Source organism: Devosia sp. MC521, assembly GCF_014127105.1.
Taxonomy (GTDB): domain Bacteria; phylum Pseudomonadota; class Alphaproteobacteria; order Rhizobiales; family Devosiaceae; genus Devosia.
In genome coordinates this window covers 3,412,793-3,427,444 of record NZ_CP059902.1, presented here as the reverse complement: position 1 = coordinate 3,427,444, position 14,652 = coordinate 3,412,793, and the positions used below count along the sequence as shown (strand labels likewise).

The window sequence follows — 14,652 nt, the reverse complement described above, 5'->3', positions numbered from 1 at the left end:
ACCATTGGCCCTAAAAATACGCGTTTACCGAGGATTTCGCAAGGTCAGGCTGAAAATCAAGAAACAGCGGGATTTTGAGCCGCTCGAATGGCGCTAGACGACAGATTTGATTGCCTGCCTTGGAGATAAACCCAGGCTGGCGTTTGCGCCCCGACAATCAGGGCCGGGGCGTCTTCATCACGTTTTGCGTAGTCAAATGTGGCAGAGGCTCGGCTGGCCAAGGCTTTGCGCGCAGCACCGGGACGCGCATAGACGGCAATCGGCGTGGTTGCAAAAATTTGCCGCCAGCGCTCCCACTTGTGCATGTCAGCGAGGCTGTCGGCCCCCATGATCCAAACAAAGCGTCGGTCGGGCAGGGCTGTGACAAGATGGTTCAGCGTCTGCCAAGTGTATTTTATCCCGAGGGCTGCCTCGAACCCGGTGACTTTTATGCGCGGATCGCGGATGCGTGCTCGCGCGGCCAACACCCGCTCTTTTAAGCTCGGTAGGCCCGCGTTGTTCTTGAGCGGATTGCCCGGTGTCACCAAAACCCAGAGCGCATCAAGCTGCAAACGCCGTAGGCTTTCCTGCATCACGAGGAGGTGCCCGTCATGCAGGGGATTAAAACTCCCGCCAAAAAGCCCAATGCGCATCCCCGATCCCGAAGGTGGGATTTCGGTGATACCCGCAATCTTGAGTTTTGGCCGGAGCACTCTTTACCTCGCCCCTAGGGGGAGAGGTCGACGCGAAGCGGCGGGTGAGGGGGGCTTCAGCATCAAGGCCGCAATTGCCCGTTGCCGCGCACACGATATTTAAAGCTCGTCAGCTGCTCGACGCCAACCGGCCCGCGTGCATGCATCTTGCCCGTCGCAATACCGATCTCGCCGCCGAACCCAAATTCACCACCGTCGGAGAATTGGGTCGAGGCATTGTGCATGATCACGGCGCTGTCGATCTCGTTGAAGAATTTTTCAACCGCCTCAGCATCCTCAGCGATAATCGCCTCGCTGTGATGGCTCGAATAATGCTCGATATGGGCGATGGCGGCCTCAACACTATCGACGATTTTCACCGAGATGATGGCGTCTTCATATTCGGTCTTCCAGTCCTGCTCCGTCGCCGCGATGGCGTCGGGGATCAAGCTCATAACCTGCGCATCGCCACGGATTTCGCAGCCTTTTTCGATCAACGCTGCGATGATCGGCTTGAGATGGGTGTCCACTACGTCCTTGTGAACCAGCAGGGTTTCAGCCGCGCCGCAAATGCCCGTGCGGCGCATTTTGGCGTTGGCGGTAATCGCCACGGCCTTTTCGAGGTCAGCGCTTTTATCGACGTAGACGTGCACCAGTCCCTCAAGATGGGAAAACACTGGCACCCGCGCTTCTGCCTGTACGCGCGCCACCAGCGATTTGCCGCCTCGTGGCACGATCACATCAATATTGCCGTCGAGACCCTTGAGCATTTCGCCCACGGCTGCACGATCCGTTGTCGGCACCAGCTGCACGCATTCAACCGGCAGGCCGGCCAGATGCAGCCCATCGAGCAGGCAATCAACTAGGGCGCGCGACGAGTGGAAACTGTCCGAGCCGCCGCGCAAAATAACGGCGTTGCCGGCCTTGATGCAGAGCGCGCCCGCGTCAGCAGTCACATTCGGACGCGATTCAAAAATCACGCCGATCACGCCGAGCGGGGTGCGCACGCGCTCGATATGAAGCCCGTTGGGACGATCCCATTCGGAAATGACGGTGCCAACGGGGTCAGGCAGTTCAGCAATGGTTTTGACCGCTGCAATAATGCCGTCGATCCGCGCATCATTGAGCAAAAGCCGATCGAGGAAAGCCCCGGATATGCCCTTTTCGGTTGCGGCTGCCATGTCGAGCGCATTGGCCTTCAAAATGGCTTTGCGATGCGCGTTGATCGCGCCAGCGGCAGTGAGCAGGGCCGTGCGCTTTTGTTCGGCGGTCGCGATCTTGAGGGCACTCGCGCCCTTGCGCGCGTTGCGGCCCAGATCGGCCATGATCTGAGGCAGGGAGGCGTCCGCGGTCATTTCTGCTGCGCTCATACCAAAGCCTCCTCGTCGATACCGATCATAACCAGATTGTCGCGATGCACCATTTCCGAGCGGTTGCCCACGCCCAGAAGTTCGCCCATGCGATCAGAATTCTTGCCCATCACCAGACGGGCGTCTGCACTGTCAAAGCTCGACAGACCACGCGCAATTTCGCGCCCGGCGTCATCGAGAATAGCAATAGTGTCGCTGCGCTCAAAATCACCGGTGATCTTGGTCACGCCAACGGGCAGCAGCGATTTGCCCTGACGCAGCGCACGTACGGCACCAGCGTCGAGCTGCAGCGTGCCTGCTACTGAAAGCGTGCCCATAATCCAGCGTTTGCGCGATTGGGCGCGGCTGGTGGCCGCTTTGAATAGGGTGTGTAAGCCGCCCGTGTTGAGGCGGGCCAGCGGGTGCGCTTCGGTGCCCTTGGCGATGATCATCGCGGTCCCCGCAAGCGTTGCGATTTTGCCTGCCTCGACCTTAGTGGTCATGCCGCCCCGCGAGAGGTGGCTTGCAGCGCCCCCGGCCATGGATTCGATTTCAGCCGTTATGCGCTCCACGACCGGAATATGGGTCGCGTTGGGGTCTTTGGCGGGAGGCGCGGTATAGAGCCCATCAATATCGGAAAGCAGCACAAGCAAATCTGCTTCGATCATCGTGGCGACGCGCGCCGACAGGCGATCGTTGTCGCCATAGCGAATTTCAGCCGTCGCCACCGAGTCATTCTCGTTGATGATCGGAATTGCGCCTAAGCCGAGCAGGGTGCGGATGGTGGTGCGCGCATTGAGGAAGTAGCGGCGCTCTTCGGTGATATTGGGCGTGATCAGGATTTGCCCGGTCACAATACCATGCTTGCCCAATGCCTCTGCCCAAGCCTGGGACAGCGCAATTTGCCCGGCACTGGCGGCCGCTTGCGATTGTTCGAGCGTCAGCGACAGCGCCGATAGTCCCAGTAGCCCACGACCGAGCGCAATCGCGCCTGAGGAGACGATGACGATCTCCTTGCCTTCGCCTTTCAAGCTCGCCACGTCTTGGGCCAGCTGCGCCAGCCATTCGGCGCGCAATTTGCCAGCTTTGTCCACCAAAAGGGCCGAGCCGATCTTGATGGTGATGCGGCGGTAGGAGGCGAGGGCGGTCATCTGTTTAGATCCGATTGTGGGTCTTTGGTGCGCCAGAGCCTGGTTCTCAAGAGGCGCGTGGGTCGTCGGAAAAAAGGGGTTCTCAACGCAGCGAGAACCCCCAGATTGGGTCAGATTATGGTGTCCACGGAACGTGGGCAGTCTTGCCAGCGTCCTCAGCGGCCTTTTCTGCGTCGAGCAGGTTCAGCACGTCGTAAAGAACCTGATCAACACCCTTACCGGTCGCGCCGGAAACGAGGCGGATTTCAGCGTCGGTCACTTCCTGAATGGCGGCGACCTTTTCGGCGATCTCTTCTTCGGTCAAAGCGTCGATCTTGTTGAGAACAACAATCTCTTCCTTCTCAGCCAAAACGTCCGCATAAGCGCCAAGCTCATAGCGCACCGCTTCATAGACGTGTGCCACGTCTTCATTGGTGCCATCGATGAGGTGGATCAGAACCTTACAGCGTTCAATGTGGCCGAGGAAACGGTCACCGATACCAATGCCTTCGCTCGCGCCTTCGATCAGGCCCGGAATATCGGCCAGAACGAATTCACGCTCGCCAATGCGCACAACACCAAGGTTGGGGTGCAGCGTGGTGAAGGGATAGTCGGCGATCTTTGGCTTTGCCGCCGAAACGGCCGCGAGGAAGGTTGACTTGCCTGCGTTTGGCTGGCCGACGAGACCCGCGTCCGCGATCAGTTTCAGGCGCAACCAAATGCCCTTTTCAATGCCTTCCTGGCCAGGGTTCGCGCGGCGCGGTGCCTGGTTGGACGAGGTCTTGAAATAGGCATTGCCGAAGCCGCCATTGCCGCCCTGCAGCAGCACGACGCGCTGGCCGATTTCTGTGAAGTCGGCGATCAGCGTTTCCTGATCTTCTTCAAAGATCTGGGTGCCCTTGGGCACGCGCAGAACAATGTCTTCGCCGTCGGCGCCGGTGCGGTTCTTGCCCATGCCGTGGACGCCGGTGTCAGCGCGGAAGTGCTGCTGATAGCGGAAGTCGATGAGCGTGTTCAGCCCTTCGCAGCATTCAGCGATAATATTGCCGCCGCGTCCGCCATTGCCGCCATCGGGGCCGCCGAACTCAACGAATTTTTCGCGCAGGAAGCTGACAGCGCCAGCGCCACCAGCACCTGATTTGATGTAGACCTTGGCCTGGTCGAGAAATTTCATGCCTGTCGTGCCTTCCAGACGCTGTGCGTCAATATGGTATCGATATGCTCTACCTCAGCGTCTCGTGCAAGGCAGTGCAAAGTGGAACGTTCCATCTCGGTAAACCCGAGCCGTTTTTGCACGGCCAGCGAGGCATGGTTGAAATGGTAGACGCCCGAGTAAAGGGCTGGAGCCTGGGTTTGAGCAAAAAACCACGCGACAGCTGCCGTCGCGGCCTCACTCATGATCCCTTGGTTCCAAAAGGGTTGACCCAACCAATATCCCAAAACGGGACCGGATGGACCAGATTGATAGCCGATATGGCCCACATATCCCCGTCCGTCGAGATCAATTGAGAAATTGACCTCGTCTGCAACACTGGGTGGGCGCAAAGACCGCAGCCAAGTTTCGGCATAGCTGCGCTCATAAGGGTAGGGAACGCGCGCCAGATTGCCCGATACCTCAAAATTATTGAGATAGCGGGTAATCAGCTCGGCGTCGGCCAATATTGGCTGACGCAGCGTCAGGCGCGCGGTTTTGATCATCGGGCTCAGCATTCCAGCACGCGTCTGTTATCCTCTTGCGCTTGCGGTTCGGCGAGCATCTCTCGTCCCACCCAAGCACTGCGCGTCAGCAGGGAGATCACATGCTCCACATTGTGCTGCAACGCATGAGAGAAGCGTCGGTCGCGATCAATGGGCAAAAAACCCAGTTTCTCCTGCAAGCGGAGCGATGCCAAATTGTTGACCTGCACCGCCGTGGTGATGGTGTCCCGCTCGGATGAGGCAAAATACCAATCGAGCACGGCGCGCACCGCATCGGTGCCGAGGCCGCGTCCCCAATGGCTGCGGGTTATGCCAAACCCGAGCTCAGGGGTGATGGTCACTCCACCCACCATGATGCCGTGCTGTTCAACGACAAACATGGTGCGCACTGAGCTCGGTGCGATCACATCGGCCAGCCAATCGCGCGCCATGCTCAGGGTAAACGGCCACGGCAGAGGCGTCATCCAGCGCGCAACATCATAAGAGCCCATGGTCAAAACAAAGGCTGGTGCATCATCAAGGCTTGGCGGCCTGAGGGTTAGGCGTTCTGTTCTGAGCGTGGTCATCTTATGAGTTCCAATCTCATATAAACGACGGGCTGTCCGATCAGATTGCCTTCGAGGTCAGGGCCTTCCCCCACTTCGATAAAGCCAATTTTACGCAAAACCCCGCGCGAGGCGGTGTTCTCGGCCAAGGCGCGCGACCTAAGCGATGCGACGCCTGTTTTGCGCGCCGCAGCCACCAAGGCCTCGGCGGCTTCGCTCATATAGCCGTTCCCCCAATGCTCTTCCGCCAGCCAGTAGCCCAGTTCTGGCTCCTGTCCGCCTTCAAGACGAAAGCCAACGATACCGATTAGGGCTCCCTCGAGATAAATGCCGAGCACGTGCTCGCCATCACTGGGAACAATGTTTTCGATAAAAAAGCGGGCGTCGTCTTCGCCGTATGGGAAGGGCAATCGCGACATGAATCGATGCACATTTCGATTATTGCACGCGCGCGCGATGGCTTGGACGTCATTGAGGGTCGGAGTGGCCAGAACCAGGCGCGCAGTGGTGATCGTGGTTGGCAGCAGGTCTTTAAAGCTGGTCATGGCGAAAACTCCGAAATGAAAGAAGGGGAACCGGTTTCCCGGTCCCCCTTCATCTTCGGTGTGTCACCAAACTTGCCGGGAGACCTAGGGTCACCGGCAAGATTGTCAGCTTGCCGGATTATTCGGCTGCTGCTGCCGGGATGACAGACACGTGTACTTTGTTATTCGCGCGGGTGCGGAACGCAACGTTGCCGTCTACGAGTGCGTAGATCGTGTGGTCCTTACCAAGACCAACGCCGGTGCCGGTTGCCCACTTGGTGCCGCGCTGACGGATGATGATGTTGCCAGCGATAACAGCTTCGCCACCGAACTTCTTCACGCCAAGACGACGGCCAGCGGTATCACGACCGTTGCGGGATGAACCGCCTGCTTTTTTATGTGCCATCTCTAGGGCTCCTTATTCCTGATCGGCCTTAGGAGCTGCCTTCTTGGCAGCGGCCTTCTTTGCTGGCTTTTCAGCAGCAGCGTCGTCGGTTGCAGCAACCTTCTTAGCAGCTGGCTTCTTAGCAGCCTTTGGTGCTGCAGCTTCATCAGCAACAGCAGCTGGGGCTTCAGCCTTAGCAGCAGCCTGAATGGTCGGCTTTGCGCCGCCGGTCAGGATTTCGGTGATGCGAACAGTGGTGAGCTGCTGGCGGTGACCGTTACGACGACGCGAATTGTGGCGACGACGCTTCTTGAAGATGATGACGGTCTTCTGCTTCTTGGTTTCAACCAATTCAGCAGCGACCAGAGCGCCTTCCACCAGCGGAGCGCCGACGGTGTCGCCAACCATGAGGACTTCGTCGAAGGTGACGATGTCGCCTGGAGCTGCGTCCAGCTTTTCGATCTTGATGACGTCGTTAGCAGCAACCTTGTACTGCTTACCGCCCGTCTTGATAACGGCAAAAGTCATATATAGTCCGATCGGGTTTCAATCGGTCCCTTGTTGTCGCGCTCTACGGCGCCGCAAACCCTTTTGGGATCAGCGGTCTTCGCGATTGGTCAAATCGAGTTTGACCCGTAGCCTCGAACAGCGTTTTCAAACGAAACAAACGCTCTGGTTAGACACCAGCGCGCCAGTTGCTAGGCTTATCGAGGGAAATGGCGCCAGAGTCAAGGCAAAGCCCCTGAAAAACCGGGCTTTGCTCGTCGGTTCTGCTGAACTGTGATCATGGTGTTTTCCACAATCGCCTCTCTGTCCAGCAAAATTGCAAAGCGACCGCTCTTAGCCCTACTGAAGGCGTGGGTTTGCGGGACTTCCCCTTGTGTTTGGCCTACGTCTGCGGGGTGAGGCGGAAAACATGTCGCAATATCAGCGAGGAAATCTTGGGGCGGGGGAGTTGCAAGGGTAAAAAGCCTATGTCATAAGCCGCCCATCAACCACGGCGGTCTTGGAAAAGATCGCTGAAGACCTCGCGGAGAGGTGGCAGAGCGGTTGAATGCACCGCACTCGAAATGCGGCATAGGGGCAACTCTATCGGGGGTTCGAATCCCCCCCTCTCCGCCACTTCTAAGCCATTGATATTGCTAGAGTTGAATCCGAATCAAAATACGGATTCTGTCACAGCATCCCGTCACAGTGACGGGAGTGTTTGTTCCTTGCCAAGTTCCATTTCATCCTTTGTTCACCGGCGAGGTCCAGTCTACTGGTTCCGTCGCTCGGTTCCGGTTGACCTGATCGATCGCCTTGGCAACACGGACATCCGCAGGTCATTGCGTACGTGCAATAAGCGGGTGGCCCGGCAAAGAGCGTGGACACTGGTTTTGCTGGTTGAAGAGGCTTTCGCGATACTCCGCGACGCTGGGCTCAAGCCGGGCGCACGCGATGCGTTGAATGTCGTCCTGGGCCGTGTGATGGATGACTTTGACCGCGACAGCCGGGCTTGGGCAGAGCGCGCCAAATATCGCATGCTTCTCGACAGCCTGAATGCCGGCATCAACGATGAGGCGTCCGTTGGCAAGGTCGGGCAAAACAGCATCGACGCTGCGGCCGAAGCAACTGCTCCCACGCAGTGTATGATCGACGGTCAAAAGCCTGCCGATATGGCTCCCTCATCTTTCGCATTCTCAACGGGTCCTGCGCGAGCAGCATCTTCTGTGCCGGCCATTAGTAACCAGACGCCAGAGGCACTGGCGCTGGCAGTTGCGGAAGCGATGCGGCTGGGGACACTCCATCCTGAAGCGAAAAAGCCATTAACAGCGCATATTGAAGGACATTTTGCAGATCTGCTCAGAAAGCGGAGGTCCCCGAAATATCTGGCTGAAATCCGCACGAAGCTGCAAATCTTTATTGCCACCATGGGTGACAAGCCGGTCTTTCAGTACAAAAAGGAGGACATGCTGCGGTATCGGGATTTGATCGATCAAATGCCCGTTGATGCTATAAAGCATCTCAAGACCGACGATCCGATGAAGGCCATTGCTCTGAACGCCAAGCGTGCAAGTCCGCTGCCGCCGATCAGCTCCACAACTGTCGATGCCAAATATCTGAGCACGATACGCGGCATATTCGACTACCTGATCCGGAAGGGGTACCTCGAGAGTAATCCCGTTGCCAATGTCCAGTCCGAACAAGAGGCGGATGGAGAGGATCTTCTGGACGTCGAAGTTCGTCTACCCTTCACGCCGGAAATAGAACACGCGATCTACCGGCTGACCAGCAAGAAGCCGAAAATGTCCGCAGACTATTGGTGGCCGCGTTTCACGTGCCGGCAGGGCCTGCGATTGCACGAATTCACGCAGCTCTGCGTATCGGACTTTCGTGAGTTACACGGTCGGTTGTGCGTGGACTTGCTGCATTTTGATTTCGATGGCGACGAGCACCACGCCCTACGGCGCGCTCAGCTGCAACTAAAATCCAATTCAGCGCGCCGTATCTTTCCGGTGGCGCGGGAGCTTCTCAATGATGGTCTGCTGGACCTCATAGCCAGGCGCCGCAAGGAGGATGGACCCAATGCACGCCTTTTCCCTGACGAGAGCGCTGACCAATTCGGCAACAGCTCCTCAGCACTCTCAAAACGTGCGAACCGATTGGTGCGCGGCATAACGCCGGATCGGCGCATTGTCGCCTATAGCGCTCGCCACACTTTCGCGAAGCGTTGTGATGATGCCGGGATCCCACTTGCTGTCCGAAATCTGTTTATGGGTCACGAACAGGGGCAGGGCAGTGACGACAATGCGCAGAGTAAGGCTCGCGGTAAACACGTCTCGGCCCGATATGGCTCTCCGCTCCCAACCGCCGAAGAGCTCGCCTGGTTCGACAAGATCCGCTTCGATTAGCCAAGACAATGGAGTGGCACTGCGCGGTTGGTAACACCAAATCCGCATCAAGTAACACTTTTCCCGCAAACCTATCGTCATTCTAGAAGGGGTTCTCCGGCACGCACGACGCGTTATCGGCACCTCATTCTTGGTCGCAAATTTGGTCCGTGCCAACCGTGACGCAGTGCCGGTTCGACCGAAAATTCCGACGAGTAACGGGCAAATCGGCATATAAAGTCGGGTCGACGGTTTGGGGGAGGTGACGCGTGAGGTATTGCCAGAGGCGGTGTGTGGCAACGTGTGATGACTCTATCGCGTCGTGCCAGGACGGCGATTGGTCGAGTAATGATGCTGTTTGAGATCGTGGATTGCGTCTGCTCAGGGAATAGAGAATTCGCCTAGTAAGGCTCGCGGTAAGAACGCTTCTGCCCGATATGGCTCTCCGCTCCGAACCGCTGAAGAACTCTCTTGGTTCGACAATATCCGCTTCGATTAGCGAAAGCGTTGGAGTAGTGCCCCGCGGCTGGTAACACCAAATCCGCATCAAGTAACACTTTTCCCGCACACCGATCGTCGTACTAGAAGGGGTTCTCCGGCACGTACAACGCGTTTCCGACACCTCTTTCTTGGTGCCAATTTGTTCCTTGCCAAACCGTGACGCAGTGTCGGCTCGACGGAAAATTCCGACGAGTAACGGGCAAATGGACATGGAAAATCGGGTCGACAGTCTGGGGGTTGAGGTAACACGCGAGGTGTCGACGGAGGTGCTTTATGGCAAACGTCTGTTGACCCTAAAGCGACGTACCAGAAAGGCGATTGGTCGCGAAGCGACGCTTTTTGAGATCGTGGATTGCTTCTGTTCGGCGGATGGAGAATTCGCTCCTGCCACTATTCGCAATTATGCCGCGGCGCTGAGTTTTGCGATTTCCTACGTCGAAGGCAAAGGCCGTATCACGGTCGAGGTAGCGCAGGCGTGTCGGAGGCGATTGGCGGACCGCCCTATCCCTCGTCCGAAAAATGCCGAAAAACGTACGTCTGCCAAAAAAGCGAAATCAGTACCGACGCAGGTTCTGCGATTGGTTTGTAGCAAGCTACGCCGTCGCGGCCGCAATGACGATCGCCTGCTCGTGCGCCTCCTCGTGCAAAACGTCACATTCGGTCTGCGTCCGTGTGAGTACCACGGCGCGAAGGTTGAGGAATTCTATCTCGTCGTGCCGTGTGCCAAGGCGACCAACGGCCGTTCCCTCGGTGAGACGCGAGAACTGGGATTGGCCGGGCTTCCAGTCGAGCAAGTGCAGAACCTCAAAACCCTCATCGCGGAAATTGAAGTGGCGGCGAAGGGCGATGTGGCCGCGCTCATTGACCGGCTTGGGGGCCGCTTGCGCCGCGCTTGCAAGAGCCTTCAGGTCCCTGTCTTTTCGCTCTACACAACGCGCCATCAAGCGATTGCCAACAAAAAATCGACCTCTTCGGATGAGCAGGTCGCCGCCTTTGCTGGGCACGTCAGCCTCTACACAGCGCAAAAGCATTACGCACCCAAGGGCAAGGCTTGGAAAGTTGATAACACTGCAAAGCCGTCACCCCAGATGGTCCAGCGTGTCCGGGACCGTAAGGTCATCGCAGCTGGTTACCGTCCTCGCTTCTGATCCGTTCAGATACCTCGGCATAGATGGCGCGAAACTCAGCCCATGATCATCGCGCCAGTGCGAACAGTGAAAAATGGCAACAGGGGCCGGATCCAGCGTGTGGTTTTCGAGCTTCGGCTCATCCCGAAATCTGGACTCGGCGACAGCGCCAGGTTGCCTCCGACGGCAATTTCTCGGAGCGTTAGCAGGAACTAACCAAGTTTGCGATCCAGTATAGACGCCGGTGATAATGATCCGGTAGTCTCACAGAACGGTGCCGATTCCCGGCAACGATTGGTTGGAACCGCTCTCTGCAAAAGAGCGGCCGACGGAAGGTCTGCAAACCCGCCGTCGACCTGACCACAGACATACTGCTGGAGGCAGTAAAATCATGGCTAAAGCCACTTCTAGCGGCCGTGCGGCTGCGCGCAACCCCCATTCCTATGCCATCGACAATCTTGTGCCGAAGGATGCCGTTCCCGTGCATCCCGGACTTGTTGCTCATCCGCTGGTAACGCCCGGCGTTCAGGTGCAGATCCTATCGGTGGTGGATGCCACTGGCTCGGCCAGCATCGGCGACCTCATCGCCGCGCTACCAGTGCATGCCGATCCGGTCGGAGCGATTTTCGCTCTGATTACCAGCAAGGTTCTCAAGGTGATCACGCCTGGCATCATTGATGCACACAGCATTGTTATGCGTTGCCAGAGGGGCGGTGAGCATGGCGGTGTTGGTGGCGTACCGGGTCCCTTTGGGAGCAATGGAGGGGATACCGTCGCCATTGACACGCTGTCGGCTACGATGACCAGCATCCTGCCAGTCGGCTTGACGTCGGTGACGGCAGGCCAGTTGCGGCCTCAGGTCATCGTCGGTTCGGGGACGCAACGCGCTGACTTTGGGCGTGCTGCCGATTTGCAGCGCCCCGGTGTCTACATCCTGCTACGCGGCCACGACGCTTACGTCGGCTACGGCTCCAATGTCGGAGCCCGGATTGCCGCCGGCCGCCAGATGCCGGAAGGTATGCCTGAGCGCATCATCACCATTACCGACGCCGACGATCGGCTGAGCGAAAATGACGGCAAAGCCCTTGAGCGCATTCTGTGGGCTCGCGTGGCTGCGGATGCTGACTTCGTGGTCGTCAACGGCCTGCCCGATGGCGCAGTGGTTAAACCGGAGCGCTACGACCAGTTGTCTTTGTTTGTCGGTCAAGTGGCGCTGGCCTTGCGTCAAGAAGGCTTCATGTTTCAGGCAAGCTCAGCGCGCGCGGCAATTGCAGGCCCTCGGACGGAAACGGGGAGGCTCGGAGCACCTCGTCGCCACCATGACCTGCCCGATGGTCGGGTGATGGAGCTCAATTACTGCGGGCTCACCGCTCTGGCGGCTGAGCGCAAAGATGGTTCATGGGTGCTGCTACGCGGCTCGGACGTGCGCCTTGAGACTGTCGCCTCAGCCAATAGTACCGCTGCCTTTCAGCGTGCAGCTTGGCAGCACGCAGGCCTGCTCGTGCCGGCCGCTGATAATTCGTGCTACGTGGTGATGCGCGACCTCATGTTCTCTTCGGGTAGCGCCGTCAGTCACTTTGTCTCCGGGTCCAAGGGTTTTGGGCGCGCTGGCTGGAGGCCGATCAATGCGGATGCGGAGTCGACGCTCCCCCTTCGCTAACGCGGCGATCCTCTCACCCTTCTGTCATCCCCTTCTATATGTGGCGCGGCCTGCCATTGGCCGCTGCCCGGGAGACCTTTTATGTCCCTTCATACCCTCGCCAATCGTGCGCCCTCGGTTGATGACGACGATGACTGCCCAACCGACAATTCCCCTGAGACCAAACTCCCTCTCCGCACCAGAGACGCCTTGGCTGAAACCATGCTCGACGCTGTCCTCACACCGCCCCAGCGTCGTCTCATGGCATCCCCGCCACGGCTGATCCTTATCAGAACGGCGGATAGTGCCGGTGCAGAGTTACTCGCGCGCTATCTGCGCCGATTCCGGCAGGGCATGATGGTGGAAGCGGTCAACGCACTGGCCAAAAGTGGCGGCAAGTCCGAACCGCGCGACAGCACAAAACTTGCTGGCCTCGAATTTGGCCGCACAGTGATCCTAATCTCCCAGGATCCGGGTCTATACCTCGTCCCGGAAGCTTTGAACGGCGCGGATGCCGTCATTGAGGTTGGTGCGCCTACAGTCGCCGTCATCCGCAAAACCATATTTTTGGTCACCGGCAAGCGGGTCCGTGGCCTCACGCCAGCTGATATAGAAGGCTTGGGGACTACCGATTTCACTACGGCAATCCGTCCCAAGCTCTCGCCGCAGGAATGCCTCGCGAACCTGCGCCGCGCTGTTGCTGCGCGGAGAACGCCGCCGGACGCTAACATCGCCGTGTCGCTCAAAGACCTCGCCCTGACGAAGGTTGTTGCGGACTGGGCGCAGGACACCGTCAATCTGATGGGCAAAGTGGCCAATGGCGAGTTGGACGCTGCCGCCTTGCGTTATACATGCCTCGAGGGCCCGCCGGGAACCGGTAAGACCACGGTTGCTGCCGCCGTCGCGGCTTCTGCCGGATGGACATTGAACAGCTCTTCTGTCGGAGCGTGGTTTGCCGAATCCGGTGGCCATCTCGGTGATGTCATCCGCGCCGCAAGAAAGTTCTTTGACGAGCTTGCTCTAAACACGGGGCCGGTTGTGGGGCTCATTGACGAGATCGATGCACTGCCGAACAGGGCGACCATGGGGCGAGATGACGCCTCTTGGTGGACGCCGGTGATCAACTTCGTCCTCACCGAGATCGACCGCGTGCGCAAATCCGGTCGACCAGTGCTTTTGATCGCCGCTACCAATCATTTCGGGAAGCTAGACACTGCCCTCATCCGCCCCGGGCGCCTCGAGCGTCGCGTCAGTGTGCTGCTGCCTGACGGGGATGAGCGTCGGGCTGTGTTCCGCAAGGTCTTGGGCGATCGCATTACGGCTAAAGGCATCGGCACCTTAGCGCGCCTCTCATCCGGAGCTACCCCAGCTCAAATCGAGAGTTGGTGCGCGGGTGCTTTCGCCACGGCTGCAGCTCAGAAACGTGCTCTGGCACTGAGCGACCTTATCGCGCAAATTGCACCGCCAAGTCTGCGTTCGCCGCAGATGGATCGCGCTGTTGCGCTGCACGAGGCAGGCCATGCCATTGTCGCCCATGAGCTTGACGTGCCGGTGCTGGAAATCTCTATCATCGGCTCCGAAGGCGTGGGAGGCTGGGTTCATGCCAAGCCAGATCATGCGTTGCTGACCCGCGACATGGTTGAGCGAACCGCTACGCTGATGTTGGCCGGGCGCGCAGCCGACATGGTGCTGGGTGGTGGTGCCCATGCAGGCGCGGCTAATGACCTCGAGACCGTCAACAGATTGCTGCGTTCGGCGATGCTCGAGCTCGGGCTCTATGGTTCACTGACCACACCGAGCAACACTGACCTGCGACACTATCAAGGCACCACGTTCTGGGCGCGCATCGGTGCCGAAACAGACCGGCTACTAGAGCTAGCCTGCGAAATCGTCGACCGTCGCCGCGACGATATCGGCAAGCTTGTCGAAGCTCTGCTGGTCGAACGTGTGGTAACCGGCGAGCGGCTCGCTGAACTCCTCCGACCCGAGATCAACGAGCCGTTCGAAACTGTCGAGTATTCGAAGGCCGATACGGACATGGAATCGTCGCTGCCCTCCGGGAGAGTTTGATCACAGACGCCGACTCAATCCGTATCGTCGCCTATGACCGGAGGTCTACGAAGAAGCTGTGCCTGCGTGCTCGGGCCATCAGTCCCGAGCACGAAACACTCATCGCAAATGCCAGTAAGGCTGCACTCCTCTCAATCACT

At 58.5% G+C, this 14,652-nt stretch carries 13 protein-coding genes and 1 tRNA gene; 5 read left to right on the top strand and 9 right to left on the bottom strand.

Going from position 1 to position 14,652, the window contains the following annotated elements; translation table 11 throughout:
* Positions 1-56 precede the first annotated feature (56 nt).
* The 9 genes from H4N61_RS16495 to rplU form a co-directional block, all read right to left on the bottom strand.
* On the bottom strand, positions 57-692 hold the full coding sequence (locus H4N61_RS16495) for a nicotinate-nucleotide adenylyltransferase (RefSeq protein ID WP_282567603.1): 636 nt from the start codon (positions 690-692) through the stop codon (positions 57-59).
* A 62-nt stretch (positions 693-754) separates the two neighbouring features.
* The gene (locus tag H4N61_RS16490) at positions 755-2,041 is read right to left on the bottom strand and encodes a glutamate-5-semialdehyde dehydrogenase (RefSeq protein WP_182394510.1); all 1,287 of its coding nucleotides are present in this window, start codon (positions 2,039-2,041) and stop codon (positions 755-757) included.
* A complete protein-coding gene (gene proB / locus H4N61_RS16485; protein WP_169196513.1) occupies positions 2,038-3,171 on the bottom strand; it encodes a glutamate 5-kinase in 1,134 nt (377 codons plus the stop codon). The genes H4N61_RS16490 and proB overlap by 4 nt, the downstream gene beginning before the upstream one ends.
* A 115-nt stretch (positions 3,172-3,286) precedes the next feature.
* Positions 3,287-4,324, bottom strand: a complete 1,038-nt coding sequence (gene obgE / locus H4N61_RS16480) for a GTPase ObgE (RefSeq protein WP_169196512.1) — start codon at positions 4,322-4,324, stop codon at positions 3,287-3,289.
* Entirely contained in the window at positions 4,321-4,848 is a 528-nt protein-coding gene (locus H4N61_RS16475) for a GNAT family N-acetyltransferase (protein WP_169196511.1), read from the bottom strand. Before H4N61_RS16475 ends, obgE begins: the two co-directional genes overlap by 4 nt.
* 5 nt (positions 4,849-4,853) lie before the next feature.
* Positions 4,854-5,414, bottom strand: a complete 561-nt coding sequence (locus H4N61_RS16470) for a GNAT family N-acetyltransferase (RefSeq protein WP_182394509.1) — start codon at positions 5,412-5,414, stop codon at positions 4,854-4,856.
* Positions 5,411-5,938, bottom strand: a complete 528-nt coding sequence (locus H4N61_RS16465) for a GNAT family N-acetyltransferase (RefSeq protein WP_169196509.1) — start codon at positions 5,936-5,938, stop codon at positions 5,411-5,413. Before H4N61_RS16465 ends, H4N61_RS16470 begins: the two co-directional genes overlap by 4 nt.
* 118 nt (positions 5,939-6,056) lie before the next feature.
* Positions 6,057-6,323 (bottom strand): 50S ribosomal protein L27, encoded by a 267-nt coding sequence (gene rpmA, locus H4N61_RS16460; RefSeq protein WP_169196508.1) that lies wholly within the window; start codon positions 6,321-6,323, stop codon positions 6,057-6,059.
* 12 nt (positions 6,324-6,335) lie between these two features.
* Complete coding sequence (gene rplU, locus H4N61_RS16455) at positions 6,336-6,830, bottom strand: 50S ribosomal protein L21 (protein ID WP_169196507.1); 495 nt, start codon at positions 6,828-6,830, stop codon at positions 6,336-6,338.
* Positions 6,831-7,334: 504 nt separating this feature from the next.
* Here rplU and H4N61_RS16450 point away from each other — a divergent pair.
* The 5 genes from H4N61_RS16450 to H4N61_RS16430 all read left to right on the top strand — a co-directional run bounded on the left by H4N61_RS16450 (position 7,335) and on the right by H4N61_RS16430 (position 14,512).
* Positions 7,335-7,424 (top strand) — tRNA-Ser (locus H4N61_RS16450).
* A gap of 347 nt (positions 7,425-7,771) precedes the next feature.
* Positions 7,772-9,196: a tyrosine-type recombinase/integrase gene (locus H4N61_RS16445; protein WP_182394508.1), complete on the top strand. Its 1,425-nt coding sequence runs from the start codon at positions 7,772-7,774 to the stop codon at positions 9,194-9,196.
* 683 nt (positions 9,197-9,879) lie between these two features.
* Entirely contained in the window at positions 9,880-10,824 is a 945-nt protein-coding gene (locus tag H4N61_RS16440; protein ID WP_182394507.1) for a hypothetical protein, read from the top strand.
* A gap of 370 nt (positions 10,825-11,194) precedes the next feature.
* On the top strand, positions 11,195-12,463 hold the full coding sequence (locus H4N61_RS16435) for a hypothetical protein (RefSeq protein WP_182394506.1): 1,269 nt from the start codon (positions 11,195-11,197) through the stop codon (positions 12,461-12,463).
* An 81-nt stretch (positions 12,464-12,544) separates the two neighbouring features.
* Entirely contained in the window at positions 12,545-14,512 is a 1,968-nt protein-coding gene (locus H4N61_RS16430; protein ID WP_182394505.1) for an AAA family ATPase, read from the top strand.
* Positions 14,513-14,652 lie beyond the last annotated feature (140 nt).

Excerpts from the sequence above, each read along its gene's own strand:
- H4N61_RS16490 (WP_182394510.1), bottom strand. The coding sequence starts at position 2,041 with ATGAGCGCAGCAGAAATGACCGCGGACGCCTCCCTGCCTCAGATCATG.
- proB (WP_169196513.1), bottom strand. The coding sequence starts at position 3,171 with ATGACCGCCCTCGCCTCCTACCGCCGCATCACCATCAAGATCGGCTCG.
- obgE (WP_169196512.1), bottom strand. The coding sequence starts at position 4,324 with ATGAAATTTCTCGACCAGGCCAAGGTCTACATCAAATCAGGTGCTGGT.
- H4N61_RS16475 (WP_169196511.1), bottom strand. The coding sequence starts at position 4,848 with ATGATCAAAACCGCGCGCCTGACGCTGCGTCAGCCAATATTGGCCGAC.
- H4N61_RS16470 (WP_182394509.1), bottom strand. The coding sequence starts at position 5,414 with ATGACCACGCTCAGAACAGAACGCCTAACCCTCAGGCCGCCAAGCCTT.
- H4N61_RS16465 (WP_169196509.1), bottom strand. The coding sequence starts at position 5,938 with ATGACCAGCTTTAAAGACCTGCTGCCAACCACGATCACCACTGCGCGC.
- rpmA (WP_169196508.1), bottom strand. The coding sequence starts at position 6,323 with ATGGCACATAAAAAAGCAGGCGGTTCATCCCGCAACGGTCGTGATACC.
- rplU (WP_169196507.1), bottom strand. The coding sequence starts at position 6,830 with ATGACTTTTGCCGTTATCAAGACGGGCGGTAAGCAGTACAAGGTTGCT.
- H4N61_RS16445 (WP_182394508.1), top strand. The coding sequence starts at position 7,772 with ATGGATGACTTTGACCGCGACAGCCGGGCTTGGGCAGAGCGCGCCAAA.
- H4N61_RS16440 (WP_182394507.1), top strand. The coding sequence starts at position 9,880 with ATGGACATGGAAAATCGGGTCGACAGTCTGGGGGTTGAGGTAACACGC.
- H4N61_RS16435 (WP_182394506.1), top strand. The coding sequence starts at position 11,195 with ATGGCTAAAGCCACTTCTAGCGGCCGTGCGGCTGCGCGCAACCCCCAT.
- H4N61_RS16430 (WP_182394505.1), top strand. The coding sequence starts at position 12,545 with ATGTCCCTTCATACCCTCGCCAATCGTGCGCCCTCGGTTGATGACGAC.